The organism is Algoriphagus kandeliae (genome assembly GCF_004571135.1).
GTDB lineage: Bacteria > Bacteroidota > Bacteroidia > Cytophagales > Cyclobacteriaceae > Algoriphagus > Algoriphagus kandeliae.
In genome coordinates this window covers 858,439-883,965 of record NZ_SPSB01000001.1, presented here as the reverse complement: position 1 = coordinate 883,965, position 25,527 = coordinate 858,439, and the positions used below count along the sequence as shown (strand labels likewise).

Sequence of the window (25,527 nt, the reverse complement as noted above, 5' to 3'; positions counted from 1 at the left end):
GAATTAATTTTGACAATATGTGACAAAAGTATAAAGGCTTTCATTCAAAAAACTATCTTTGATTTGTCTTAATCTTTTTCAAAATGGCACAATCCGGAAAAATCGAGCAACAAAAAATTCTTCGTGTATTCAAATTGATAAATCTTCTTCGTGGTAATGTGGGCAAAACGGTTCATCGCCTGGCAGAACTTCTAGAGACAGATGCACGGACGATTTACCGTTATTTTAAACTTTTGGAAGCTTTAGGTTTTCGGGTTGAAAAAGAATTCAGCAAATACAAATTAGCTGAATTTCCTGGTTCCTTAGATACCCTGAATTATGCAACTTTTTCTGCTGAAGAAAGTCAATGGTTGAAAGAGATTATAGAATCTAAAGGAAAGAAAAATCTATTGAAGGATTCTATTCTTCAAAAGCTTCAATTACGGTCTGAGTTGAGAGAAGGAACTGATGAGCTTTTTAAGGCGAATTTGGGGCGCTTTATTGATCAAATTGGAAAGGCCATTGAAGATCAAAAGCAAATCTGGTTGAAGGAATATTATTCGCTTCACAGTGATTCTGTCAGTGATCGCCTAATTGAGCCTGTCGCTTTTTCAAAAAATTACGAATTCATTCATGGATTTGAGCCTGAGAGCAATTCCATGAAGGTTTTTAAAATTGAGCGGATAGGAGAGGTGGTAGTTTCTAAAGATGATTGGAAATATGAAAAAAACCATCAAGTGCCTGAAGAATCATTCTTTGGATATACAGGAAAAAAGCGATTCCATGTTCGTTTAAAATTGAGCAAAAAGGCCTATCAATTAATGCTTGAGGAGCATCCTAATGCACGACCTTTCATGAAGGTTGAAAATAGAAATCATTACTATTTCGAAGGAGAGATTCCACATCTCCCAGGTTTAGGAAGATTCATATTAGGCCTTCCTGGAGAAATTCGCGTAGAGCGGGGAGAGGAAATGAAAGAGTACCTAGCTGCTCAATTGGCAAAAGTGAACTATTAAAAAATGCCGGTGAGAAAATCACCGGCATTTTTATTTAAAGCATTTTACTCATCTTTTCAATTTTTGAACTTAAGTCTAATATGGCTGCAGCGTATCGCTGATCCCATTCTTCCAGCTTTTCTGTTCGATTGATAGCTACTTCGTATTGAATGCCGGGCAAAATCCAGGAAGCATATCCTGAGAATGGGTCATTACATACATAAAGGGATTTGTACCAATCTCCATAGTACATTCCTTTTGGATCAATCCAACTTTTTTCTAAGCCAATCAATCCTTTGTTAATTTTTGCGATTTTTTTCTTAGAAAGCTTTCCTTTTGCTGTCGCATTTTCTAAGGCTTCCTGAAATGCTTTTGAGCTGCTTTCTAATTTTGCTAGGGCAGAATTTACCAAATCAAATTCTTGAAAACTTGGATCAAGACTTTGGACATTTTTTACAGCTTGCTCAAAATGGCCTTTTAAATCCTGAGCATAGCGTGGCACGTCATATGGAATTACCTCGGCATTTGCCATTCTTAATGTTACCAATCCAAATAACTGAGCCACGGCTCCACCCATTTTAAAACTCGGATCAACGAATTTGCTGTAATAGTTAAAGTTGTCATAATTCGAATGGTAGGCTGTAGTTCCTCCCGAACCACCGCTTAAGCTAGGAACACCCACATGCATATAAAAGGCGATGTGATCCGATCCTCCTCCTAAATTTCCGATTCTTGGTTCCTTGTTTTTCCCTGCCCAAACTTCAAAAACAGTTTTTGACGAGTCTGGATACATGATCTCTTGTGAAGCGTCGATAATGAGTTTTTTCAATGTTGGCGCTGCAGAAGCACCAAAATTTCTGCCGGATACTCCACCGTCAAAATTCATGTAAGCGACTGCTTTTGCCTGAAGATCATCTCGAAGGTGTTCAACCCATTCAGTAGATCCAATTACTCCTTGCTCTTCTGCATCCCAATGTCCAATCATGATTGATCGATCAGGCTGAATCCCCTGTTTTACCAATTTTCCTAAAGCTTCAGCCAAAGTTAAAAGCATTGCTGTACCGGAGTTTGGATCGGTAGCTCCAAAGCTCCAGGCGTCAAAATGAGATCCTAAAATGATCCATTCATCAGGGTATTTTGCACCTTTGAAAGTTCCGATCACATTATTGGCTCGGATATAATCAACCGGTTGATCGACCATAACACGAACTTTTAATTCAGGCCCACCTTCGATTTTGTAATCAAATGGCAGCCCACCTTGCCAATCCTCTGGTACAGCTTGTCCTTTCATTCGGGAAAGAATTTCCTGAGCCGCACCATATCCTATAGGAGTGACTGGAATGGTGTGAAAAGCTACATCTTTTGGATCCAGTCTTTCCGGTGAATTTGGATCATCCAAAGGAAGAGCAGGTTCATAAGGTGTCAATGGATCTCCCGTCCAATCTAAGGTTAGCATAGAACCTCTTTGAATGGTGGTTTCATTGTAATAAGGCCCATTTGGGTAAACTTCACCTTTCGTAAAACCATTATCTTTGGGGTCTGTGTAAACGATCAAACCAATTGCCCCATGCTGTTCAGCAAACTTTGCTTTAAAGCCCCTGAAATTTCCTCCGTAGCGAGCAATGACAACCTTTCCCTTTAGATCTACTCCCATCTCTGCCAATTTTTGAAAGTCTTCTCGGCGTCCATAATTAGCATAAACTACTTCCGCTGTCACATCTCCACTACCTGAGTAGGCATTGAAACCTAGGTGTAATCTCTTGTCTGAGCTAAAAGGATCTTCATCTAGAATTTGCTCTTGCTGGGAGAGTTTCATTCGAACAGGTGATATAATTTCCAATTCGGATTTGCCTGGGTCATTTGGTAAATAAACGTCATAGGGATATAGCTTTACCTCCATCCCTGCACCCTCCATAATTTGTTTCATGTATTGCTGGACCAATTCATTTTCGGGTGTGCCAGCTATGTGGGGATTTTTTGTGAGCTCCTGTAGATGGACTTTGAATCGGTCATAATCAACCGATTCTAAAAATTTTGTTTCAATGGATTTTTCTTTTTCTCTGCTTTGAGCAAAAAAGCCATCCTGAGCTATTATTTTATTTCCAATTGTTGAGAGAGTAAGGAAGGAGAGAAAGAGGATTCTAAAATGAATTTTCATATAGCTGGGATTGAAATTATTCCTAATAAATAGAATGGAATACAAATAAAAAACCACAAGCCCAATTATCTCAGAGCTTGTGGTTTTTTGTTAGACTTTAAATCAATTGCTTTTTAAACCAGGACTTCTATCCAAAAACTCCTGATACAAGCGGATATGTCGGTTGCTCAATGGAATTCGATAACCATTGATGAACACATGCATAATTTGAGCTCTTGTCTCGAAAGGATCTTCAGTTGCAACGATTAGGTTAGCAACTTTTCCAGTTTCTACTGAACCCAATTGATCCTGTAGCCCGAATATTTCGGCAGGATTTATCGTCACTGCTTTCCACGCTTCTTCTTTACCCATTCCATAGGCAGCAGCAAAGGCAGCATGGAAAGGTAAGTTTCTTACATTTTCAGAATCGTTAGTTCGCAAAGCTACCTTTACTCCAGCCTTGGCCATTTTTCCGGCATTGGAATAAGCAGCATCATATCTGTCTGATTGTCTAGAAGGAAGGTCTTGAACTGGACCTGTGATCACTGGAATTTTCGCTTTGGCAATCTCGTCAGCTACTCTCCAACCTTCTTTTACCCCTGAGAAAATCACTTTTGCATCCTTATCTGCTACCCAATTGATTGCGTTTTGAATATCAGAAGCGGCATTCACCTCGATCATCAGAGGAAGTTCTCCAGAAACTACTTTTGCCAATTGAGCAATTTCAGGGTAGTAGTCCAATTCAGCGCCTTTACTGATCAATTCATGGTAGGACTTTGCTTTTTCCCATAGCTCATTGGCTTCTTTTAGGGCTTTTTCATTGTCCTTTTTGATGTCATCATCAGATCGTCGGTCCCAACGACCTCTTCTTGCTGAATTAGGGAAATTCATTACAACCGCTTTAAAACCAGCATACATTTGATCCGGTGTATAACCCACCAAATTGATCAAAGCTGCTGTTCCCGGAAATAAACCTCCTTGAGGAACAGTAAGGGTTGTAGTCACACCTGATACTCGTGTTACAGGAATTGCTTCCGTATTTGGATTGACTGCGGTAAGAGCCTGCATATTTGGGGTCACATTTCCGATTTCTTGGTAGTCCACTGTTTCGGGAACAGAGTTTACTTCCACCAATCCAAGGGTAGTCCCACTATCGATCATTCCCGGATAAATCACTAATCCGCTACAATCAATCACTTCTGCATCAGATGCTGAAATATTACTTCCCATTTGGGAAATTTTTCCATCTTCAATTAAGATGGATGTATTAGTCAAAACACCTTTGGTAATGGTATGAACCGTCGCGTTTTGCAACAGAAACTTTCCTCCTTGGGGTTTAATGAATTCCCCATCAATCTGCGCCCAAGACATCAATGGTAGTAGCGCAATTAGGAAGGTCAAAAAGGTTTTATTGAATCTTTTCATTTCTTCTTTATTTGGGGATTAATGATTCATTTGGAAGAGTGCACTGGCTGTTTCAAACAAATGCTCAGTATCCTGCATGCATCGATGATTTTCCTCACTCAATAAGATTGGTTCCACTGCTTCTGTAGGACTTATTCGCTGACGCTGATCATCAGCGTCTTCTTGAATATCAAAATATTTGATACCATCTACGAAAGTCATCTGTGGGATAGCATAAGATGAAAGTGGATGTCCTTCAAAAATCACAACATCCCCTTGTTTTCCTTCTTCCAATGAGCCAACCTTATCTTCTATTCCCAATTGCTTGGCAGGATTGATGGTGATCATAGCCAAAGCTTCATCATCAGTCATTCCTCCATATCGCTGTGTTTTAGCAGCTTCATGGTACAAGTGGCGAATCAACTCAGCAGAGTCAGAATTGATGGAAGTAATAGCTCCGTTTTTCTGCAAAATTGCTGCGTTGAAGGCCGTGGAATAATAAACTTCAAATTTGTATGCCCACCAGTCAGCGAATACAGAAGCACCCATAGTGTATTCTGCAATTTCAGGAGCCACTTTGAAGCCTTCATTGGTATGCTGGAATACAAGCTTCTTGATTCCAAAATCCCGGGCTACATTAATGAGCATGTAAATTTCATCTGCTCGGTAAGAATGGCAATGGATAATGATTTTGCCATCTAGGATATCGGCTAATGTTTGCAAACGCTCATTGTAAACAGGGGCAACTGCAGTACTTCCTTTTTGAGATTTGGCCTGATTGTAATCTTCCCATGCCTTCTTGTATTGGAGAGCTTCGTTGAATCCATTTCTTAGAATCGCTTCTACACCCATTCGGGAACGAGGCTGTTGTCCGTTTCCTCTACCATGCACACGAGTTGGGTTTTCACCCAAAGCAAATTTGATAGTACGAGGAGCCTCTTGCATGATGATATCTGCTGGATCATCCATTCCCCATCGGTGTTTTAACGTAGCATTTTGTCCTCCCACTACATTGGCTGAACCATGCATTGCATGTGAAATGGTAACTCCGCCAGCTAAAGCGCGGTAAATTCCGATTTCAAAAGGGTTAACCACATCTTTCATTCGGACTTCTGCCACAATTGGAGAAGTAGCTTCGTTTACCACATCAAGAGCTACGTGAGAGTGCGCATCGATTATACCAGGCATTACATATTTACCTGTCGCATCGATGGTTGTCACTCCGGATGGAGCGCTTAAATTTTGGCCAATCTTTTTGATTATCCCATCCTGAATCAGGACGTCTGTGTTTTCATAGGTGCCGTTAGTTACCGTCAGGACTGTTCCATTCTTAATGAGAACACTACCTTTTGGTGTTTGAGCCCAAGAGAAATTCAAACTCAAACTCAACAGCAGGGCTAGAAATATATGTCTCTTTTTCATATTCTTACTTTTTTGAATTTTAGTTTGGATTTCGAGTTGCAGAAATTGGGAAAGATCCAAACTGCGAGATATTCATGCTTCCGTCCATGGTGTTACCTGAAACATCTCCTGAAACATCCACCGAAATAGACATTCCTCCAGCATTGACTTCAAATACAAAACTCAAAGTTGATCCTGAAATCGCTATATCAGATAGGGAAGAGGTAGCTTTTCCTGAACCTGCAGGATCGTCATAGGTGATCGTTCCTTCATAGCCATTTCCATTTTTCTGAATGGTGATTGTTCCTCCTGAGCTTCCTGCTGGAGTTTCTGATTTGTACTCCCAATTTCCAGCTACTTCTACAGATGCATTTTCACCATTGCCGTTCTTTTTCTTAGCCTTGATTTCGTAATCGAAGACTTTTCCATCCACAATTACATGTTTGATTTGGCTTTCTGAGTCAAAGATTGGTCCCGTAGACAGTACTAAGTTTGCCAACTTGCCATTTTCTACTGTTCCAGCGATTCTACTTGCGCCAATAATCGTGGCTGCATTTGTCGTCAAAGCTGCCAATGCATCCTTCTCAGTTAACCCTGATTCGATCATAGCCTGCAATGCCTTCATGGCATCATTTGGTTTTGCACCAATGGTTGAGAACGCAAATGGAACTCCAGCAGCAGCTAATTTTCCAGCTTGAGCGATTGTCTTGTCATAAGCTTCTTTTACTCGCTGATATTGAGCTTTCACTGCATCACTTACATCCTCCTTTTGATTTTTAATCGCTTTGTCATCAGGGATTTCAAGTTTCAACAATACACCCACACCGCTGCCTTTCAAGACATCGATAACAGTTTCGTATTCTTCCAATCCAAAAAGAACCAATTGGAAGCCTAGCTCTTTTTGAAGACTAAGAGCTCGGCGTACTTCTAAGTCATTTTCAACTTCAAAGAACACAGGAATTGCTCTGTCTACTACCTCACTCATAGCAGTGTAAGTAGGATTAATTTCAGGACGGGTCACACCATTGTTTGAAGCAAATAATGCCATTCGTTCCTTTGTCAATTTGGTGTTTTGATATACGTCTCTGAATTTAGCCATGACACCAACAGTCGTTCCAGGATACATTCCTCTTGCACCGTTTAGGTTTGCTGCAAGAGCAGTGTTGGTTTTCAGGATATTGGTTGATTCCTTATCCCCCAAAACAATCAATGCACCTTTTCCGGGAATCATTCCGCCATCCGGTAAAACATGCGCCATGGTAAATCCGGCTTTTCTCAAGTCACTTACTTGAGATGATTCGATATCAAACTGATCAACGGCAGATCTCCAAGGAGTAATTCCGGCAATCTCATCAGGTGGATTAGAATACACAAAATCACTTGGTCTTTCTGGATCTTCAGGTTTGGTAATTCCTGCCCTAGATGCGGCATCGATAAATCCTGCATAAATATGCAATGAATCACCAGCGATTACTTTTGCTTCCGCAGGAATACTTAGGTTGTCACCTACTCCCAAGATAACCCCGTTTTTTATTAGAATACTTGCCTTTCTTCCCTCGGTACCGGGAGAACTATGTACCGTAGCATTGGTAATGGCATAGGTATTCGTGATGGATTTTTTTCCTGTAGGATCACTCTGTGCCTGCACAGTTGTCCCACTGAATAAACCCATCATAAATAGCCCAAATAGGCTAGCCTTCCAAAGTGTTTTTCTCATAAGGATTTGATGGTTTAATTAATTTTCTAAGCTAATAAAAGCTTTGAGCCTTTCCTTATTGAATTATTTATTCATCGATTTTTTTTGATTAGTGGCAGTTTATTGCTTTTTACAGGTAGTATTTTGTCCCTCTTTTTAAAGTGAAAAATAGGCGGGTTTTTTATTTGTACATTTTTGTTGGTTTATGGTGTAAGTATTTATATTTAATCCTCAATTCACCCAAAAAATGAAGAAAATTCTGATCATTGAGGATGATCTTTTGATATCTAGTTTGGTACAGTTTCGTCTAAAAAAGGATGGTTATGAAACCATTTTAGTGAAGGATGGAAATGAGGGAATAGAGGCTATTAATACAAGCAACCCTGACCTTATCATTACAGATGTTATGATGCCTTTTAAAAGCGGCATCGAGATTATCAATCATGCAAAAAGAAATTTTCCTGACACACCGATTATTGTATTAAGCTCTTTGGGAGAAGAAGAGGAAGTTGTTTTAGAGGCATTTCATTTAGGAGTAACTGACTTTGTGCCAAAGCCCTTTAATCCAAATGAGCTAGCACTTAGAGTAAAACGAGCTTTGAAATAGAATGAGCAGAAAGCTTTTCCATATTTTCTGCTTTTGGATTAGTGGTTTTTCTGCTTTTGCTCAATCGTATGATTCGCTGTTTACAAGTGAGGATCAATTGGTGTCCGAGCTTGTTCAACATCAAGAAATCAATTCTCTAAAGTACCGATTTCTTTTCGCCGATTCTCCTAAGTCTATTGATTCCCTTGCTGAACAAGGTGTTAATTTTGAATCAGTTGGTTCTGATTATTATTCGGAAATATTTTCAGATTGGAGTAAGCTTGATTCCATTCAGCAGGTTTTTCAAGGAAGTGAATTGGAGTTTTTGATCTATGATGAGCCTTCTGATTTTCAGGGTGTCATTACTTACCTAGAAACACTCAATTCAACGGGTGATTTTGTATTGGCCTCTGCAATGGCATCATCCAATGAAAATATAATTTTAGAAGCAGTAAGTAGCCATTATCAAGCTCAAGAAGATTACAAAAGCTGGTTGAGTTCTGATTGGAAATTTTCAGCAGTTTTGATAACCATTTTTTTGTTTTTGCTCGGTTCGGTTGGTATGGTATTATTCCTTTTGATTTTGAAATCAAAAAGAAACCGAGAGGAAGAATTGCAAAAAGTATATGATGAGTTGGTCGTTGATCCACTTACCTCTTTATTATTTGAAAAGGATTTGGCTGAACTTCAGGCGATAGGTTCTGAAGAATTGAAAAGTTTTTTTCCTAATGCACCTTTTCAAAAGCCTTTATTCCGTCAGGTTTTGATCAATCGGATCATTGGCCTGAACAAAAAAATGAAAGGTGATTTCAAGGATAAATTGAAGCACATTTACAAAAAACTGAAGCTGACCGATGATACAAAAAGGCTGTTGGGTAGTAAAAAATGGTCTGATGTAACGACAGGGATTGTTCAAGTAAATGAAATGGACTTGGTTGAATTTCTACTCGATGTCAAGAAACATACAAATTCTCCCAATTTCCAGGTTAGAAATCAAGCAGGTGCGACCTTATTAAATCTTTCTGAAAATGTTGATCTTACTTTTCTAAAAGAACAAACCTACCCGCTATCTGAATGGCAGCAAATGCATTACCTCCGGATTATCAAATATGTACAATCCAGTAAAGCTCTTAAAATTAGCCTGTTATTTCAATCTGAAAATCAATCTGTTAGGGAGTTTGGTGTAAAGTTGGTTAAAATTTTAGGAAGATTAGACCTTTTGGAGGATTTACGTGAATTAACCAAGCGAGCGAGTCCAGAAGAAATCGTTGAAGTATTAAATACTTATGGGGCTTTAGGTGCTCATATGGAAATTGACTTTATCAATTCCTGTTTGAAAAGTGATAATTCAGAAATCCGAGACATGGCTATTTCTGTTTCAGCAAATTTGGGAAATGAAGAATCAGAAAAGATTCTTATAGAACTATTGTCTTCTAATCCTGAGATACCACTTAGAAAACACCTCCTAAGCAGTTTGTTTCGACTGAATCAACAAGTTTTTGAAGAGTATATTACTACAAACTATCAGGCCGAAAATCAAGCCATTAAAAAGGAATTAATCGACCCCATTTTACAGCATGTATAATTTTCTTTTTTATTTCCTGATTGAGGTATTTGGGGTCATTTTTATGATTCTCAGTTTTTCTGTGATTATAGTCTATCTATTGATCATGATTTTTGCTGCCTTGGAGATGAGAGATTACAGGAGAAAAAATCGATTCATTGATTATCAGGATATCATCACAAGTCCAGTAGCTCCGGGGGTTTCCATTTTAGCACCGGCATTTAACGAAGAGGCTACCATCGTCAATAACGTAAAAAGTCTTTTATCTCTTCATTACGGAAAATTTGAGGTGATTATCATTAATGACGGGTCTAAAGATGGTACACTGGAAAAGCTTGTTGAAGCCTTTCAACTACAGAAAACGGATTTTTTTTACTATTCAGAAATCCAAACTCAAGCCATTCGTGGAGTCTATCGGTCAGAAAATAAATCCTTCAGAAGACTAACCGTCATCGATAAGGAAAATGGTGGGAAGGCAGATGCATTGAATGCAGGTATCAATATTTCTCAAATGGAGATTTTAGCTTGTATTGATGTTGACTGTATTTTGTCAAGTGACTCGATTACGAGGATGGTTCGTCCATTTATGGAAGAAACCAATAAAAAAGTAATTGCTGTAGGTGGTGCTATTGGTATTGCAAATAACTGTGATATCAAAGATGGAACTGTTACGAAATACAGAGTGCCGGATTCCTTATTAGGACGTTTTCAAGTAGTGGAATACTGTCGTGCTTTCTTGATGGGTAGAATGGCCTGGTCTAGAATTAACGGGTTGATGTTGATCTCAGGTGCTTTTGGTTTCTTCAAGAAAGATATTGTTCTCGCGGTAGGGGGCTATTTTCCTAAGACAGTTGGTGAGGACATGGAGTTGGTGGTGAGAATGAGACGTTATATGGAGGAAAAGCGAATTCCTTACCGTGTTGGCTTTGTGCCTGATCCTCTTTGTTGGACTGAAGTTCCTGAAGATGAAGAAGTTTTGGCTAGACAGCGAAATCGTTGGATGCGAGGAACGATTGAAACCTTGCAGTTGCATCAAAAAATTGGGCTTAAATCGAAATATGGCGTTTTAGGAATGGTCTCATTTCCTTTTTGGACGGTATTCGAAAAATTGGCGCCTGTACTTGAACTTGTTGGTTTATTATACACGCTTACGCTATTAGTTTTAGGTGACTTTTCAGCGGTTTATTTTATTGCCTTGTTGCTCATGGTATACCTGCTTTCGATGTTGGTATCGACGTTCAGCGTCCTTTTTGAGCAATTAGCCTTTAACAATTACAAAAATAAAAAAGACTTATACCGCCTAATTGGTACCATTTTACTCGAACCAATCCTAATTCATCCTAAGATTGTATGGTGGGGATTGAAAGGACATGTAGACTTTATTATCGGTCGAGGGGGTTGGGGTAAAATGATCCGAACTGGTTTTAAGTCTGCTGAAGAAAGGAAAAATTTGGACTCTCAATCTATTGCTTCATGAAAAAGGCAATTCTTTCACTCTTTCTGTTCATTCTATTTTTCGCTGCCAAAGCGCAGGATTCATTTGACCCAGACCAATTGCTATTGGAGGCAAGAGAATTAATTTTTGATGGAAAATACCAGGAAGGCAGAAAGGTTGCTTTCAGGGCATTGGAGAGGTATCCAACCTATGCTGATATTTTGATCTTGGTTGGAAGAAGCTATGCTTGGGAAGGAAAAAATGACTCTGCATCCATTTACCTAGAAAGAGCAATTATAGCTTCTCCAAAGTATGAGGATGCCTATTCTGCTTATTTGGATAATTTGACTTGGGCGGATGAATATGAAAAAGCCCATGAAATAGTTCAAAGAGCGAAGCAAAATTGGGATGACAAACTTCCTCAAAGCCTTCAATACAAAGAATCTCGCTTGTTTTATTTTGAAGAAAATTACGATGAAGCTTATGGGATAGTTGAAGAGCTATTTGACCAAGGCTATAGAACCGAAGGGATTTTATCCTACATACAGAATCTACAGCGACTTCGACGGAATTCTGCCATAGGGGCAACCTTTGACTATGACTCTTTTAGAGATGAGATTTCTCCGTGGAATACTTGGTCTGTGTATGGGCGAACGCGTACCAAATTAACAGGAGCCTTGATAGCGAGAGTTACTCAAAGTCAACGTTTTGATTCCTTCGGCACCCAATATGAATTAGATGCTTATCCATCATTAGGTGAAAATTCCTATGCCTATTTGAATGTTGGCGGTTCAAATGCCGGTTTCTTTCCCAAGCTTCGAATGGGTGCTTCCATTTATTTCAATTTGCCCAAAGCATGGGAAATAGATGGGGGTTATCGCTATTTAGGATTCACGGAAATAACTCATATTGCTACTGCCTCGCTTGGAAAGTATACGGGTAATTGGTGGTTGAATTTCAGATTTAATGTGATTCCGGGAAGTAATGGAAGTGGCGTCAGTACTTCTGGAAATTTCCAGGCTCGCTATTATTTCAAAACAGCGGAAGACTTTTTCAGCTTGCAGCTAAGCACGGGAGTTTCTCCGGATGAAGAAAATCGAGACCAATCCCAATTGTTGAATTCTTACCGTTTTCGCCTTGGCTATCAACAATTGGTTTCCCCAAGATTTATGCTTTTTGGATTTACAGGGTATAGCTGGGATGAGTTATCTCCGGAAAGAGTTAGGAATAATTTTAATATCTCTATAGGAACAGAATATAGGTTTTAATCCATGCAGGAAGAACTCAAGATACTTTTCAGTCGATTGCTTCTTTTTGTAATTGTTCTATTGGTAATTCCGGGGCTGAGCTATGGGATTTGGTGGGTTCAACAGAAAAAGGAATTTGGAATCGTCCTTTTGGATAAAACTGTCCCCAACACTTCTTATTCAGAGCATTCTGGCTTGTTTTGGATTCTTGAACATGAGAAAATTGTAAAACCAAACAGTTCAGAATTTTTCCAATTGGATCAAGACTATTTCGGATATTTTCCTGCTTCAGAAAATGAAAAAGAAGGTTTTGTAAAAGATTTTTCTGCTATGGATAATGCAGAAAAATCGCGGCTAGTTTCTGAAAACCAAGTATTCATAATTGCAGACACTTATGGAATTTACAGGCCGAATGATTCAGAAAGTGTTTCCCTGCTCTCAAAACAGAAAATATATGGAGGGCTTGACCCATCCGATTTGGATGTTATTTCGATGGCCCAGCAGCAGGGAAAAACAATCATCGCAGAATATAATTCGATGGCATCTCCAACAACAGCCACTGTTCGTTCTCAATTTGAAAATCAAATGGGAATTAAATGGACTGGTTGGGTAGCAAGATATTTTGATGAATTGGACACTTTGGTAAATGCTGCTTTACCTCAATGGTTGATTTCTAATTATAAATCACAACATGAGAATGGATGGTCATATTCAGGGCCGGGATTAGTATTTGTCCATGAAACTGGTCAGATCGAAATCTTCGATGCTAGAACGGATTATCAAAATGAGGTTCCATTTATCAGAACACCCAGGCAAAACAAAGGCAATTTCATATTGCCAGAGATTGTTCCTTATCCGGATTGGTTTGATGTGGTTTTAATCCAAAGGGACTATGAAGTGATTTCCTACTATGACATTAACCCGACCGATGAAGGATTAGCAAGATTGAGGGGGATGGGATTACCCCGATTTTTCCCTGCCGTTGTTTTTAAGCCTAACCAAAATGGACGTGTTTATTATTTTTCCGGGGATTTTTCAGACTTGAATTTGAATTTCGGTTCCCCTAGATTTTGGGGTTTGGCTACATTATGGAGAGGTTATTATTCAGTTACTGACTTCAGGGACCGACAGAGTTTTTTCTGGAATTATTATGAGCCACTGATGAATCAAATCCTAAATCAAGCTTATCGAGATCAAACCAATAATGATTAATTTTCCACTGGAGGAGGGAGTAGTTTCCGGGTTTGAACCATGTATCCGTTTTTGTTTTTAAACTCTTCAAATTCCCCGATCATTCGATTTAAATCATCCGGAGAATTGATTGGGTCAATGTTTAAACCTTCCGATACATGAAAAACTTGTCCATCCGATAAGAATATTTCCCCGTGGATGTAATCAATTAATTGATTCTTGTTCCTCATCAATGGCATGGCAATTCTTGACTGAAAAAATCGAGCTGTATCTAACACTTGTCCCTGCCAAGTGACAATTTCCGGGATTTGTATTGCTAGTTGCTTTTCAAGGAATGAAAGAATGGAAGGAGTGATTTCATAGTGACTGCTGACCCCTTCAAAATAAGCTTGCCTAGATAAGAGAGGGGAATACATGATTAATGGAACATGGAATCGGTCAATTCGTGAAGACATGGGAATTTCAGGCAGTCGGTGGTCACCTGTGATTATAAAAATGCTGTTTTCAAATTCTGGCCTTTTTTTAAAATCCTTAAAGAAATCACGAACCGCATCATCAGCATATAAAATGGTCATATAAATATCCTGATAGGAGCGATATCCTTCTTTTTGGCTTTCAGATAGATTCAGATAATTCTCCAAATGATTTTCAAATTTTTCAGAATAGTATTCTCGCTCAGGTACTAAATATGGATCATGAGAAGTTTGGGTTTGAAAAATTAAAATTTGTGGGTTTTCTAAAGAGGAAGGCAGCTTTTCTAAGCTATTTTCAAATAATTCTTTATCCGCATAACCCCAAGAAAATCCACTATTTGAAGGAGCTCTTTTATATTTTGAATCAAACTCTTTTTCATCGATAAACTGAACCGGTTCCTGATATTCTATAAATGGTCCGACATGGTCAAAATTCTTATCTGCTCCAATGAAATACCGAGTTTCATAACCATTATCGCGTAGAATACTCAGTAAGGTTTGATGATAGGGATATTCAGGAAATAGCTCCAAAAATCCTTTTTCACCAAAGGGAAGTCCCCCAAAAACTCCCGGTTGAAGACCGAAAGTCCTGCCGGTGGAAGATAAAGCATTCAACCATACCAAGCTATGTTGCTCCAGAGAATCTAAAAATGGAGTAAAACTTCCCAGATAGGCATCTTTCCCTGAATAGGCTTTTCCGAAACTTTCTAAAAAGATAAAAACCAAGTTTGGTGCTTGGGTCAAAGAATCAAAAAATGGACTTAAAACATCCGGGTATTCTGCCCGATGAGCAAAAGGGTAGGTGTCATCCAAAAATTCCTTTTCAACTACCAAGTCATCAGTCCCTGATCTTAGGTAAAAGTCAAAATAATACTCTCCTCCATACATGTAATAATCAAAAGATTCCTCTGTCAAATAGCGGGATTTGTTTAGCGCAATATTGGCCTCCACTTCGCTAGCATACAGGTTTTGTACTCGAGGAAGAAATGTATATACGATTAATAAAAGCAAAAACGAAGCGCTGATAGCTAAATAGGACTTGAGAGAAAAATTTAAGAATCGGGTTCCAAAATGAAATAACCCATAAAGAATTACTAAAAAGACTAATAGGCCACCAATAGTTAGAGCATTCAATTGCCCTGAGGCCTGTACAGTCAACATTAAATCTTCAGGACTATAGGCAAAAAGATCTTTTCCGAGTGGTAAAAGGGTTCTGAAAAAATAGAAAATCAGCGTCAGATGAATAAGCAATAATAGAGAAAAAAGAGTCTGAAGTAGCCACTTTCCAAATCTTACAGAAATGAAGACTAGGGATAAGTAAATAATCAATAAAAGACCAAGGAGATAAATGATCCAGGTAAAATCCTGAATGAGTATAGAAACCCATATGTCTTGAAGGCTAAAGGGCAAAACATGATTAGAAAAAACCAATGCCAATTCAATCCCTCGTAGTAAGATCGATAAGCCTATGAAAATCAAGCTCATCCCCCAAAAGTTTCTAAGAATGATCCTGATTTTTTCTGGTAAAGTTGATTGAATAGATGCCTTTTGAGCCATGGTTATTAGGGTGGATTGGCTTAATAAGGCTAAAATATAGCCTAAAATCGACTATCTTCAAGAATTCAATTTTAGAATAATGACTAAACCAAACCTACTTCTTGAACTCTACAGCAACTTAAGTACAACTGGAGCCTTGACTTTTAGCTCAAAAGCCTTAGTGAAAAAAATGGTCTCGCAGGCAGATTTAAAAGGAGCAAAATTAATTGTGGAAATGGGTGGTGGAGATGGAAGTATTACCCAAGGGATTGTGGATGAAATGGACTCTTCGGCGGAATTGTTGGTTTTTGAAATCAATACTTCATTTTGTGAAGCAATGGAGAAGCAGTTTCCTCAAGAAAATGTCCACATAATCAATGCCTCTGCAGATGAGCTTAATGCTTATCTCAAAGGAAGAAAAGCTGATTTTATTTTTTCTTCTTTACCATTTTCATTGATTCCAAAAGATGTGGTTGATTCAATTTTAAAACAGGCAAATGCCGCATTGGTAGAAGGAGGGGCCTTTATTCAAATTTGTTATTCCTATCTATTGAAAAACCTATTCCAAAAATATTTTAAGAAGGTTTCCATTTCTTTTACCCTAAAGAATCTTCCACCGGCATTTGTGATGGCTTGTAAAGACTAACAATTCAGTAAGATTTTTGTATTTCTACCTAATGGATATACTTCGCATAGCTATATTGGAATTTTGCCGCCAAAGGTCTAAAAGTTCATTTTGTCCTTCTGAGGTAGTAAGAAGACTATATCCTGAATCATGGAGGCATTTTCTTCCGGATGTTCGGGCAAAAGCTTTGGAAATGTATAGAAATGGAGAAATTCTGATTACTCAAAACAATGAACCTATTGATCCCAATGTGGAGCCAAAAGGCCCTATTCGAATTTCGAAACTTTAGCGTAATTATTCTGGTTTGAAGTCCTAAATTGAAAGAAAATGCAAAATATTCCCTCACTTCCTCAAACTCCTGTTGAGATTCCATCAGGTCAATCTGTCATTACTTTGGGAGCAGGCTGTTTTTGGTGTACTGAAGCAGTTTTTCAAAGATTGGATGGGGTGACTAAAGTGATTTCGGGTTATGCAGGTGGATTTGTGGAAAATCCGTCTTATAGAGAAGTTTGTAATGGAACTACCGGTCATGCCGAAGTAGTGCAAGTTTTCTTTCAGCCAGATAAAATCAAATTAGAAGAGATTTTGAAGGTGTTTTGGGCGACACACGACCCAACTACCTTAAATCGACAGGGGGCAGATGTCGGGCCGCAATATCGGTCGGCTATATTTTTCCATAATCCAGAACAAGGAGAAATAGCTCAAGACATCAAAGATGAAATGAATAAACAACAGGTTTTCAATAAGCCGATTGTTACTGAAATTACTCCATTTAGTAATTTTTATCCAGCTGAGTCTATGCATCATAATTATTATAATCAAAACGGTTTTCAGCCTTATTGTCAATTTGTGATCAAGCCCAAAGTGGATAAATTGGAAAAATATTTTTCTGATTTATTGCAAAAATAGTTTGAAAGCGAAAATTTCGCCTCCCAATTTTCTATCCCTCGAATTTGAGGTTTGATAACCCTTAAAAATATCCTTTATGCAGCGAAATAGAGCACAAGAATCCCGAGCAGCTATTGAGAGGCTCTACATTACCATGCGTCACCTTTTTACCAGAGGTACTTATAAGCCTATGGGTGTTTCAGGTGAAAGTTTGGTGAATGCTTTGCGGATTCTTAGCCCAGAAATTTATGGCACCATCAATGACCCTGAAAAGGTAGAGTTGGATGGCTTGCTATATGTAATGGAGCGACTTCCAAAAGGAATTGAGCAGTGCCGATACGTTCGCTTAATCAGTCGAGAAGGTTATGAAACCTCTCATTTAGAGGCAATTGTGCCGCCTAAGCGAAGAAGAAACTGCTATCGATTGGATGAGCATGTGATGTATGTGGAAATGACTCGTGGTAGGTCAGATATCTACGATATTTTGACTCACTTGACGTTTTTGTATATCGAAAGCAATAAAATCTATAATAATAGCACGGATCCAAAGGGTAATATTTCCATTAATTGGCGCATGCTGGAGGAAATTGTAGAAAAGGAGCAGGCCGGGAAGAAATTTGACAAAGAGGCTGCTTCTGCTTATCTCAGCCATTTAATTGGCAGGACCTATGAAGAGACGGTTCGCGCTGTCGAAAAATTTGAAAAAAGCAGTAATTCTAACAGTTTATACTCAATTGTATATAATCTCGGAAAACTTGCAATGGAAGAAATCCGAGAAGATAAAGACCGGGAAATTTCTTTTTCCGCTACGTTAAGAGAGCGGATCGGTCATCACGTTTATGGAGAAAGATGGGCTAAAAAAATCAAACAAAAACTGGATGATTTGAATCTGTTAGAGCGCCCAATTCACATTATTTCGGCAAATCTACATTCGGTATTGAATACGATTTATGCTCCGCAAATTCAAAACCTTACCAGCTTTGAGGATATTGAAAAGGTAGCCTCTTCGATTGCCATGGGTGAAAAAGGAAATCCAGCTAAAAAGATTCATGATTACGCCTTAAAACATGGTTTTGTTGATATTCCCGATGAATCAGGAACCAACATTGGAGCGCAAATCATCGATACAGCCAAACTGGAAAAAGACTTTTTGATTCCGGGTGTGGAACTACCAGCAGAAAAAGAACATAGACCGGTATTCTTGGTCATGGATTATGCATTTGGTGAGCAAGCTTATGAGTGCATGGATGAGCTTTTGAAGCCTTATAAAAAGGATAAAAAAGAAGTTGCTCTAAATATCATATCGGTTTCCATTATGGGGAAAGCGGGGATTTTGTATGGTGGAAAAGGTGATTTGATGATTCCTGATGCCCATGTGTTTGAAGGAACTGCGGATAACTATCCTTTTCATAACGAATTAAAGAAATCTGATTTTGAAGGTTTTGGTCTGGGGGTTTATGCAGGAAGTATGGTTACCGTCTTGGGAACATCACTTCAAAACAAGGATATTCTCAAGTATTTTATGGAATCCTCCTGGAATGCAATCGGTCTAGAAATGGAGGGTGCTCATTACCAAAAAGCTATTCAATCCGCCTCTAAAATTCGAAAAAGTATTCGATCCAATGTAAAGGTCTTGTATGCTTACTATGCCTCTGATAATCCACTAGAAACTGGTAGTACATTAGCTTCTGGTGCATTAGGAATGGAAGGAGTTCGACCTACCTACTTAATCACTTATAAGATTCTTGAGAAGCTTTTGAAATAAAACATGGACTTTTTCAGGTCACTAAAAACTAATTCAGGGTCTTGTAAAAAATAATTACTAGTCAGACTGAGCGGAGTCGAAGTCATTCAAAGTTTAAGGACAATTCGACTTCGCTCAATATAACAGTAAATTTAGAAGGGCATTTTTTAATCCTGAAGGTTTGAGTTGATTGGAGGAGGCCCATCCGGAACAAATCCTTTGTAGACATAGTCTCCCTTTTTCTCTTTGAATTCAGCCTTTACATTTTCAACTAATTCTGGATTTTGAAATAAGTCCACCATGGTCATGGATAATGCCTTGGCAGCATAAGCCATTCCTTTATGCCCGATGGACATTCCGCTTGAGGCTACGACTGCCCAAGAATGCCAAGGAGTTCCATTTGGAGCTGTGGTAGCTGATAATCGGATCGTAGGAACTACCCAACTTACATCACCTACATCCGTGCTTCCTCCCATGCTGTGTTCAGCGGTTTCTTCCATTGGATCAATTTTGGAAACCAATCCGATTTGAGGTTTACCGGTTGCTTCCTGGATTTTTTTAGCAAAATCCTGTTCTTCCTCGGTGTAAGAAATTGGGCCTAAAGACTCTAGATTTTTCTGCAGGGCAGCCGAGCCTGTACGATTCACCAAAACCTCATGAACTCCTGAAATCAAGCTAACTTTATATTCTACGTTAGCCATAATAGCAGCACCTTCTGCCATAGCTTCTACTCGTTTCCATACGGGGATTAATCCCTCTCGGCTACTATCTCTCACCCGCACCCAAATTCTGGAATAATCAGGAACAACATTCACGACTTTTCCAGCATCCTGAATATGATAGTGAATTCGAACTGTCGGTTTGATATGTTCTCGGTAGTAATTGATGCCTGTTGTATATAATTCTAAGGCATCTCCTGTACTTCTACCGTTCCATGGGTCAGCCGATGCATGGGCAGCTTGACCAAAGAATTCCACCTGAAAATCCACTAAGGCCAAACCTTTTTGAACTGCAGTTTTTGTTTCTGCAGCAGGATGCCAATCCATCACCACATCTACATCTTCAAATAGCCCTTCCCGAACCATCCACAGTTTCCCGAAGAACTTTTCCTCGGCAGGTGTTCCATAAAATCGCACCGTACCTTGGATTTCACCTTTTTCAATCAAATCCTTGATAGCAGCAGCAGCACCCAAAGAAGCTGTTCCAAAAAGATTATGACCACAACCATGTCCTGGAGCTCCTTCATGCAAAGGGCTTTTGTATGGTACTGTATTCTGAGAAAGTCCTGGTAAGGCATCAAACTCTCCCAAGATTCCGATGATTGGTTTTCCTGAACCGTATTCTGCTACAAAAGCGGTGGGGATACCGGCCACACCACGGGTAACTTTAAACCCTAAGGATTCAGCGTAATCGGATAATGCAGCCGCAGATTGAGTTTCTTGAAAAGCGATTTCTTCAAAAGACCATATTCGGTCAGATACATCGGTTAACTCTTCAAATCTGTTATCAACTGAAGCGATTACAGCTTCCTTTTGTGGATTTGGTTTTTGTTTTTTCTGTGCTGAAACCGAAATCGAAACTCCCATTAAGGCTACGAGCAAACTGATTCGATAATTGATTTTATTCATAGGAGGGTGGTTTTATATTTTATAATTAAATAAGGAATTGACTTACCAGCCGATACCATAATCTTCGCCATAGTTGGAGCTTCCACCCCAAAAACTACCATGTTTCCAATCAAACCAGATGGCATTGATCGGTCCTGAAGTGCGTGGCCAAAATTCCATTTTATAGCCTTTTTTTACCAATTCTGCCCGAATCCAATTTGGAGTATCTTCCCGCAAAATCATATGACCAGGCTTGATTTCATGTGCTCCGAAAGAACTCTGCATTTGTAAGGAATTCATGTTCGCTGCTTCCACTGCTTCTTGCACATTCATATCGAATTCTACCACATTCAGGAAGAACTGTAGCAAGTTTTGGTCTTGAGAATCACCACCTTGTACAGCAAAGGATAAAAATGGCTTTCCATCTTTTAATGCTAAGCTTGGAGTTAATGTAACCCGAGGTCTTTTTCCAGGTTCCGGAAGGTTATAAGGATTCAGTTTTTCATCCAAAACAAAGCTTTGCATTCGCTGACTCAATCCTACCCCAGTGTTTCCGGCGATGACAGCTGGAACCCAACCTCCGCTAGGAGTCACTGAAACTACCCAACCGTCTTTATCAGCTGCTTGAATAGAAGTAGTGCCGCTAAAAAATTCATCAAAATATGGATCGCTTGGTCCTTGAAGTGGTTCGGAATGCGTGTAGGCAGCAATTGAACCTCCTTGTTTTTCTAATAGATTTTTAAATGGATGCGTTCCTCCTTGAAATGGATAGGGATCTCCAGGGCCCATGTTTGGGTCATTTTGCTCTTTAATCAACTGAGCTCTTTCCTTTGCATATTCTTTAGATAGCAATCCTTGGATAGGACTTTTTGGCTCAAAAGCCGGATCAGAATAATAAAAATCCCGGTCAGCAAAAGCTAAATTCATGGCTTGATAAACAGTGTGTAAATATTCGGCACTGTTGTATCCCATTTTTTTAAGATCGAAGTTTTCTAGGATATTCAAGGATTGAAGTAGTGCAGGTCCTTGAGTCCATTCTTGAAGTTTATACACGTCAATACCCCTGTAATTCACCATCAACGGTTCTTCAATTTTTACTTTCCAATTGGCTAAATCGCTTTCGGTGAATAAACCTCCCTGCTCACGAGTACCTCGAACAATTTCTTTAGCAATATCTCCTTTGTAAAAGCGATCGTTGGCAGCATAAATTGCTTCTTTTCGTGACTTTCCATTAGCTAAAGCTTCCTTCTCGGTGTCAACCAATTTTTTTAGTGTTTGGTAAAGGTCCTCTTGGACGAAAATTTCTCCAGGTTCTGGAGCTTCCCTTTCTTCTCCCAAATGAGGTAAGAAAACCTTTTTGGAGTATGGCCATTGTTTGATTCGCTCTTTGCCGTTTTCTATAGAATTGGCTGTTTGCGCTTCAATAGGGTAGCCTTTCGCTAATTGCATAGCTGGAGCTAATACTTCTTCTAAACTCATGGTACCATATTCTGCTAGCATGGTCATCAGGCCTCCTGGAGTTCCGGGAGTTGTTGCTGCTAATGGACCATATGCAGGAGGATATTCCATTCCTTGAGATTTATAAAAATCTACCGTTGCACCTGTTGGCGCATAACCAAGAGCATTAATGGCTATTACCTTCTTCAATTCAGGATGGTAGATCAAGGCTTGAGTTTCGCCTCCCCATGAGAGCACATCCCACATGGTCGCTGTGGCTGCCAACATGGCACAGGCGGCATCAATTGCATTTCCTCCTTGGTTGAAAATTGTAGCCCCTGCGGTTGCGGCGAGTGGTTTACCGGTGATGGCCATCCAATTTTTGCCATGGAGAACAGGTTTCTGTGTAGAGTTTTGACCAGGTGCTAATCCCGGCAAGCTTTGACCAAAAGTCAATAATGGGATAGCGGCTAATAAGAGAAGTAATTTTATCTTTTTCATATTGGGTGAATTAATTATCGATTCCATCTAGTAATTGATCCATCAAAGGAGTAAATCCAGGAAAAAGGGAATTGTATCGAGTGAATAGTTGAAAAATAGCACTTGGGTCTTTTACAGAAAAGCTATTTTCAGTCGCAAAAGCTTCCATTTCTTCTGCTTTATCTCCGAATAGTTCAAAGAATTTTTTTCGTTTTCTCGGTATTACTATCACGTTTTTGCCTTTTAGATAGTAGTAGGTGTTTCGTTTGATAATCTGATCATTTCGTTCGCCGACCATCAAAGCCTGATTGTAATTGGATTCTTTGAGAATAGCCTCTGTCCTACGCATTAAGGGGAGCTCACCATCAACCAAGACTTCAAAAAAGCCAGAAATAGGGACACCCTCGTCTAGAAAATCCATTCCATTTACAAAATATCGAGGTACCTGATAGGTTGAATCTATCCAGACAATATTTTGAATTCGAAGGCCAGGCATGACGGAAACCAAATTGTTTTCAGGCTCCATCAATTCGAACATGTTTGAGACTATATTATATCTAGCCCGAAAGCCTTCCAAAATTTGCTGATCGCGATAGAGTAGGATGGAAGCTCTATTCCATTTCGAATCCAAATAATTATTCCCTTCTAATTTCTTAGGCTCAGGAGGAATTCCGTAAACCATATTACCTCCAATGAAATTGGGACGTTCATTTAGTAAGCGGACGATATTGTCTGATCGAATGGTTTTTTGAAGGGCTTGACCGCTACCGGATGCCCCAAATCTAATTATTGATATACTACCTAATTCCGTGTCATTTTTAAGCCGAATAACCTGCTCGAGCCGGTTATACCCTTCTAATGTAAGCGAAAGTACATATCGGTCATCTGGAAGATTATTAAACTCAAAATATCCTCCAGCGACTGTGTTAGTTCCATAAGCAGTTCCCCGAAGTGTAACACTTACCCCATCTATAAATTCACCTGATTCCGAATCTATTACCCTCCCAGTAAGCTTATAAGTTTGAGCTTGGCTTCCAATAGAAAAAAGGAATAAGAAAAAGGCAATGCTACCTACAAATAGGGAAACTCTTTTTAACATTCAAATTGGCATTTATAAGTATGGGAAGATAGGGAAAAGGGGACGTTAATTCAATGTGTGATTTTCCAATGGTAGCAATGATTTTAATAAATTGGCTTTCCCAGTTTATTCGCCCTATATTTGATTAAGTTACATCAGTTTTTTATCACTTAATTACCCTCCAATTGGATTTCTCTGAATTTAATTTTGAATCAAGCTTGCAAGAAGGCTTAGATGCCATGGGTTTTGAACAACCCACTCCGATTCAAGAAAAAGCTATTCCCGTGATTTTGAAGCAACGGGATTTGATCGCATGTGCACAAACCGGTACCGGAAAAACTGCTGCGTTTATTCTTCCAGTTTTAAATAAGATTTCTAAATCAGGAAAAACTACTTTAAATACCCTGATTTTGGCTCCAACTCGGGAATTGGCCATTCAGATTGATCAACAAATTCAGGGCTTTGCGTATTTCTTGGGAATTAGTTCAATCCCAATATATGGAGGAGGAGATGGGATTGTTTGGGAACAGCAAAAGAAAGCTTTGGAATTAGGTGCTGAAATCGTAGTAGCAACTCCTGGCCGATTAATCGCTTTGTTAGCTGGTGGGAAAATGGACTTAAGCACCCTGGAGCATTTGATTTTGGATGAAGCAGACCGAATGTTGGATATGGGCTTTTCAGATGATATTCTGAAGATTGTCAACTATTTGCCGAAAAACAGACAAACTATTTTGTTTTCGGCAACGATGCCGCCAAAAATTAGGCAATTCAGTATGAAACTGCTTCAGAATCCGGAGGAAATAACCATCGCCCTTGGTAAAACTGCAACAGGGGTTACGCAAGCTTTTTATTCCGTATATGATGAGCAAAAAGAAGCATTGGTAAAGCATATTCTTTCCCAAAAGGAATATGAGGCCGTGATCATTTTTGCATCTACCAAAGAGAAAGTAAAATCCATTTTCAAAATACTTCGAAAAGGTTTTGATGTCGAGGCATTTCACTCGGATTTGGAACAGGTGGAGCGGGAGAAAATTATGTCCGACTTCAAGAATAAATCCATCAAAATTTTGGTGGGTACTGATATCATCTCCCGAGGAATTGATGTAGTGGGAATTGAGTTGGTGATAAATTATGATACACCCAATGATCCGGAAGATTATGTGCATCGTGTGGGGCGTACGGCGAGAGCTGATATGGAAGGTGAGGCTATTACTTTTGTCAATCCAAAAGATCAATACAAGTTTAGGCGTATTGAGGAACTGATTGGAATGGAAGTGAATCAGATGCCTTTGCCCGAAGGATTCGAAAAGGGACCTGAATATTCAAGGAATGGTTTTTCAAAAAAGAATAAGCCTTCGTTTAAACAAAAAAATCACTCCAAATCAAAATTTAAAAGAAAGCCACATCCTAAATCCTCTCATCAAAAAGAGAGAAATGAAACGAAAAATAATCAGTCGGAAACTTCTCAAAAACCATCGAGTAGTAAGTTTTCAAACCGGAAAAATGTGATTGATTAAGGCTAAATCAATTTTTTTGTCAGTATTAATTTTATGAAGAATATGGTGGAATCAATTGAAATACTTTTTTCGAGGGATTTGGTGCGATTAGAAAATGAATTGCGCTCTTTTCGATCCCCAAACAATCTGTGGAAAATAGAGGGAGAAATCAGTAATAGTGCAGGAAACTTAGCTATTCATTTGATAGGAAATCTTCGGGCATTTATTTGTCATGAGATGGGAGGTTTTGATTATGTGAGAGATCGGGATAGAGAATTTGCAGCAAAAGATATTCCCTTGGAAGATATTTTGAATGAGATTCAATTATTGAAAAAGCAGCTTTCAGCAAGTATAAATCAACTAGATGAAGGACTACTTAATGAAATCTACCCCGTCGAAAAGTTTGGAAAGCCCATGACCTACGGATATTTTCTTTTGCACCTGTATGGGCATTTCAATTATCATCTTGGTCAGATTAATTATTGTCGACGATTGTTGGATAAAGCGTAAAAAAGAAAACCACTTCGA

At 39.0% G+C, this 25,527-nt stretch carries 20 protein-coding genes; 12 read left to right on the top strand and 8 right to left on the bottom strand.

What is annotated here, in order from left to right; translation table 11 throughout:
* Window positions 1-83 precede the first annotated feature (83 nt).
* On the top strand, window positions 84-995 hold the full coding sequence (locus E4S40_RS03780) for a helix-turn-helix transcriptional regulator (RefSeq protein WP_135071032.1): 912 nt from the start codon (window positions 84-86) through the stop codon (window positions 993-995).
* 34 nt (window positions 996-1,029) lie between these two features.
* On the opposite strand, the gene E4S40_RS03775 is transcribed toward E4S40_RS03780, so the two are convergent.
* From E4S40_RS03775 to E4S40_RS03760, 4 genes are all read right to left on the bottom strand, one after another.
* Window positions 1,030-3,132, bottom strand: a complete 2,103-nt coding sequence (locus E4S40_RS03775; protein ID WP_135071029.1) for a M28 family peptidase — start codon at window positions 3,130-3,132, stop codon at window positions 1,030-1,032.
* A 102-nt stretch (window positions 3,133-3,234) separates the two neighbouring features.
* Complete coding sequence (locus E4S40_RS03770; protein ID WP_135071026.1) at window positions 3,235-4,536, bottom strand: amidohydrolase family protein; 1,302 nt, start codon at window positions 4,534-4,536, stop codon at window positions 3,235-3,237.
* 18 nt (window positions 4,537-4,554) lie between these two features.
* Complete coding sequence (locus E4S40_RS03765; protein ID WP_135071023.1) at window positions 4,555-5,937, bottom strand: amidohydrolase family protein; 1,383 nt, start codon at window positions 5,935-5,937, stop codon at window positions 4,555-4,557.
* Between the two features lie 19 nt (window positions 5,938-5,956).
* Entirely contained in the window at window positions 5,957-7,633 is a 1,677-nt protein-coding gene (locus tag E4S40_RS03760; RefSeq protein ID WP_202615327.1) for an amidohydrolase family protein, read from the bottom strand.
* 226 nt (window positions 7,634-7,859) lie between these two features.
* Here E4S40_RS03760 and E4S40_RS03755 point away from each other — a divergent pair, with 226 nt between their 5' ends.
* The 5 genes from E4S40_RS03755 to E4S40_RS03735 are packed head-to-tail and all read left to right on the top strand — an operon-like array spanning window position 7,860 to window position 13,656.
* The gene (locus E4S40_RS03755; protein WP_135071020.1) at window positions 7,860-8,219 is read left to right on the top strand and encodes a response regulator transcription factor; all 360 of its coding nucleotides are present in this window, start codon (window positions 7,860-7,862) and stop codon (window positions 8,217-8,219) included.
* Between the two features lies 1 nt (window position 8,220).
* On the top strand, window positions 8,221-9,783 hold the full coding sequence (locus E4S40_RS03750; RefSeq protein WP_135071017.1) for a HEAT repeat domain-containing protein: 1,563 nt from the start codon (window positions 8,221-8,223) through the stop codon (window positions 9,781-9,783).
* Entirely contained in the window at window positions 9,776-11,239 is a 1,464-nt protein-coding gene (locus E4S40_RS03745; protein WP_135071014.1) for a glycosyltransferase family 2 protein, read from the top strand. The genes E4S40_RS03750 and E4S40_RS03745 overlap by 8 nt, the downstream gene beginning before the upstream one ends.
* Window positions 11,236-12,465 (top strand): YaiO family outer membrane beta-barrel protein, encoded by a 1,230-nt coding sequence (locus E4S40_RS03740; RefSeq protein ID WP_135071011.1) that lies wholly within the window; start codon window positions 11,236-11,238, stop codon window positions 12,463-12,465. The genes E4S40_RS03745 and E4S40_RS03740 overlap by 4 nt, the downstream gene beginning before the upstream one ends.
* Before the next feature lie 3 nt (window positions 12,466-12,468).
* On the top strand, window positions 12,469-13,656 hold the full coding sequence (locus E4S40_RS03735) for a hypothetical protein (protein ID WP_135071008.1): 1,188 nt from the start codon (window positions 12,469-12,471) through the stop codon (window positions 13,654-13,656).
* On the opposite strand, the gene E4S40_RS03730 is transcribed toward E4S40_RS03735, so the two are convergent.
* Complete coding sequence (locus E4S40_RS03730) at window positions 13,653-15,593, bottom strand: LTA synthase family protein (protein WP_161971766.1); 1,941 nt, start codon at window positions 15,591-15,593, stop codon at window positions 13,653-13,655. The two genes, E4S40_RS03735 and E4S40_RS03730, sit on opposite strands and share 4 nt — an antisense overlap.
* 151 nt (window positions 15,594-15,744) lie before the next feature.
* Between E4S40_RS03730 and E4S40_RS03725 the strand changes: the two genes are divergently transcribed.
* From E4S40_RS03725 to E4S40_RS03710, 4 genes are all read left to right on the top strand, one after another.
* Complete coding sequence (locus tag E4S40_RS03725; protein WP_135071001.1) at window positions 15,745-16,290, top strand: class I SAM-dependent methyltransferase; 546 nt, start codon at window positions 15,745-15,747, stop codon at window positions 16,288-16,290.
* A gap of 16 nt (window positions 16,291-16,306) precedes the next feature.
* Window positions 16,307-16,558 (top strand): DUF3253 domain-containing protein, encoded by a 252-nt coding sequence (locus E4S40_RS03720; RefSeq protein WP_237563124.1) that lies wholly within the window; start codon window positions 16,307-16,309, stop codon window positions 16,556-16,558.
* Between the two features lie 38 nt (window positions 16,559-16,596).
* Window positions 16,597-17,178 (top strand): peptide-methionine (S)-S-oxide reductase MsrA, encoded by a 582-nt coding sequence (gene msrA, locus E4S40_RS03715; RefSeq protein WP_135070998.1) that lies wholly within the window; start codon window positions 16,597-16,599, stop codon window positions 17,176-17,178.
* A gap of 76 nt (window positions 17,179-17,254) precedes the next feature.
* Entirely contained in the window at window positions 17,255-18,922 is a 1,668-nt protein-coding gene (locus E4S40_RS03710) for a DUF6909 family protein (RefSeq protein ID WP_135070995.1), read from the top strand.
* A 146-nt stretch (window positions 18,923-19,068) separates the two neighbouring features.
* Here E4S40_RS03710 and E4S40_RS03705 read toward each other — a convergent pair whose 3' ends face one another.
* From E4S40_RS03705 to E4S40_RS03695, 3 genes are read right to left on the bottom strand one after another with little or no spacing between them, the layout of a single operon-like run.
* The gene (locus E4S40_RS03705) at window positions 19,069-20,529 is read right to left on the bottom strand and encodes an amidohydrolase (RefSeq protein ID WP_135070992.1); all 1,461 of its coding nucleotides are present in this window, start codon (window positions 20,527-20,529) and stop codon (window positions 19,069-19,071) included.
* Between the two features lie 42 nt (window positions 20,530-20,571).
* Window positions 20,572-22,446 (bottom strand): gamma-glutamyltransferase family protein, encoded by a 1,875-nt coding sequence (locus tag E4S40_RS03700; RefSeq protein WP_135070989.1) that lies wholly within the window; start codon window positions 22,444-22,446, stop codon window positions 20,572-20,574.
* Window positions 22,447-22,456: 10 nt separating this feature from the next.
* Window positions 22,457-23,524: a carboxypeptidase-like regulatory domain-containing protein gene (locus tag E4S40_RS03695; RefSeq protein WP_135070986.1), complete on the bottom strand. Its 1,068-nt coding sequence runs from the start codon at window positions 23,522-23,524 to the stop codon at window positions 22,457-22,459.
* Between the two features lie 164 nt (window positions 23,525-23,688).
* Here E4S40_RS03695 and E4S40_RS03690 point away from each other — a divergent pair, with 164 nt between their 5' ends.
* Entirely contained in the window at window positions 23,689-25,020 is a 1,332-nt protein-coding gene (locus tag E4S40_RS03690) for a DEAD/DEAH box helicase (protein WP_135070983.1), read from the top strand.
* 33 nt (window positions 25,021-25,053) lie between these two features.
* Window positions 25,054-25,509: a DinB family protein gene (locus tag E4S40_RS03685; protein ID WP_237563123.1), complete on the top strand. Its 456-nt coding sequence runs from the start codon at window positions 25,054-25,056 to the stop codon at window positions 25,507-25,509.
* Window positions 25,510-25,527 lie beyond the last annotated feature (18 nt).

Coding starts and splice junctions, on each gene's coding strand:
- E4S40_RS03725 (WP_135071001.1), top strand. CDS start 15,745: ATGACTAAACCAAACCTACTTCTTGAACTCTACAGCAACTTAAGTACA.
- E4S40_RS03780 (WP_135071032.1), top strand. CDS start 84: ATGGCACAATCCGGAAAAATCGAGCAACAAAAAATTCTTCGTGTATTC.
- E4S40_RS03685 (WP_237563123.1), top strand. CDS start 25,054: ATGAAGAATATGGTGGAATCAATTGAAATACTTTTTTCGAGGGATTTG.
- E4S40_RS03695 (WP_135070986.1), bottom strand. CDS start 23,524: ATGTTAAAAAGAGTTTCCCTATTTGTAGGTAGCATTGCCTTTTTCTTA.
- E4S40_RS03750 (WP_135071017.1), top strand. CDS start 8,221: ATGAGCAGAAAGCTTTTCCATATTTTCTGCTTTTGGATTAGTGGTTTT.
- E4S40_RS03755 (WP_135071020.1), top strand. CDS start 7,860: ATGAAGAAAATTCTGATCATTGAGGATGATCTTTTGATATCTAGTTTG.
- E4S40_RS03760 (WP_202615327.1), bottom strand. CDS start 7,633: ATGAGAAAAACACTTTGGAAGGCTAGCCTATTTGGGCTATTTATGATG.
- E4S40_RS03735 (WP_135071008.1), top strand. CDS start 12,469: ATGCAGGAAGAACTCAAGATACTTTTCAGTCGATTGCTTCTTTTTGTA.
- E4S40_RS03770 (WP_135071026.1), bottom strand. CDS start 4,536: ATGAAAAGATTCAATAAAACCTTTTTGACCTTCCTAATTGCGCTACTA.
- E4S40_RS03765 (WP_135071023.1), bottom strand. CDS start 5,937: ATGAAAAAGAGACATATATTTCTAGCCCTGCTGTTGAGTTTGAGTTTG.
- E4S40_RS03705 (WP_135070992.1), bottom strand. CDS start 20,529: ATGAATAAAATCAATTATCGAATCAGTTTGCTCGTAGCCTTAATGGGA.
- E4S40_RS03710 (WP_135070995.1), top strand. CDS start 17,255: ATGCAGCGAAATAGAGCACAAGAATCCCGAGCAGCTATTGAGAGGCTC.
- E4S40_RS03730 (WP_161971766.1), bottom strand. CDS start 15,593: ATGAGCTTGATTTTCATAGGCTTATCGATCTTACTACGAGGGATTGAA.
- E4S40_RS03740 (WP_135071011.1), top strand. CDS start 11,236: ATGAAAAAGGCAATTCTTTCACTCTTTCTGTTCATTCTATTTTTCGCT.
- E4S40_RS03745 (WP_135071014.1), top strand. CDS start 9,776: ATGTATAATTTTCTTTTTTATTTCCTGATTGAGGTATTTGGGGTCATT.
- E4S40_RS03700 (WP_135070989.1), bottom strand. CDS start 22,446: ATGAAAAAGATAAAATTACTTCTCTTATTAGCCGCTATCCCATTATTG.
- msrA (WP_135070998.1), top strand. CDS start 16,597: ATGCAAAATATTCCCTCACTTCCTCAAACTCCTGTTGAGATTCCATCA.
- E4S40_RS03775 (WP_135071029.1), bottom strand. CDS start 3,132: ATGAAAATTCATTTTAGAATCCTCTTTCTCTCCTTCCTTACTCTCTCA.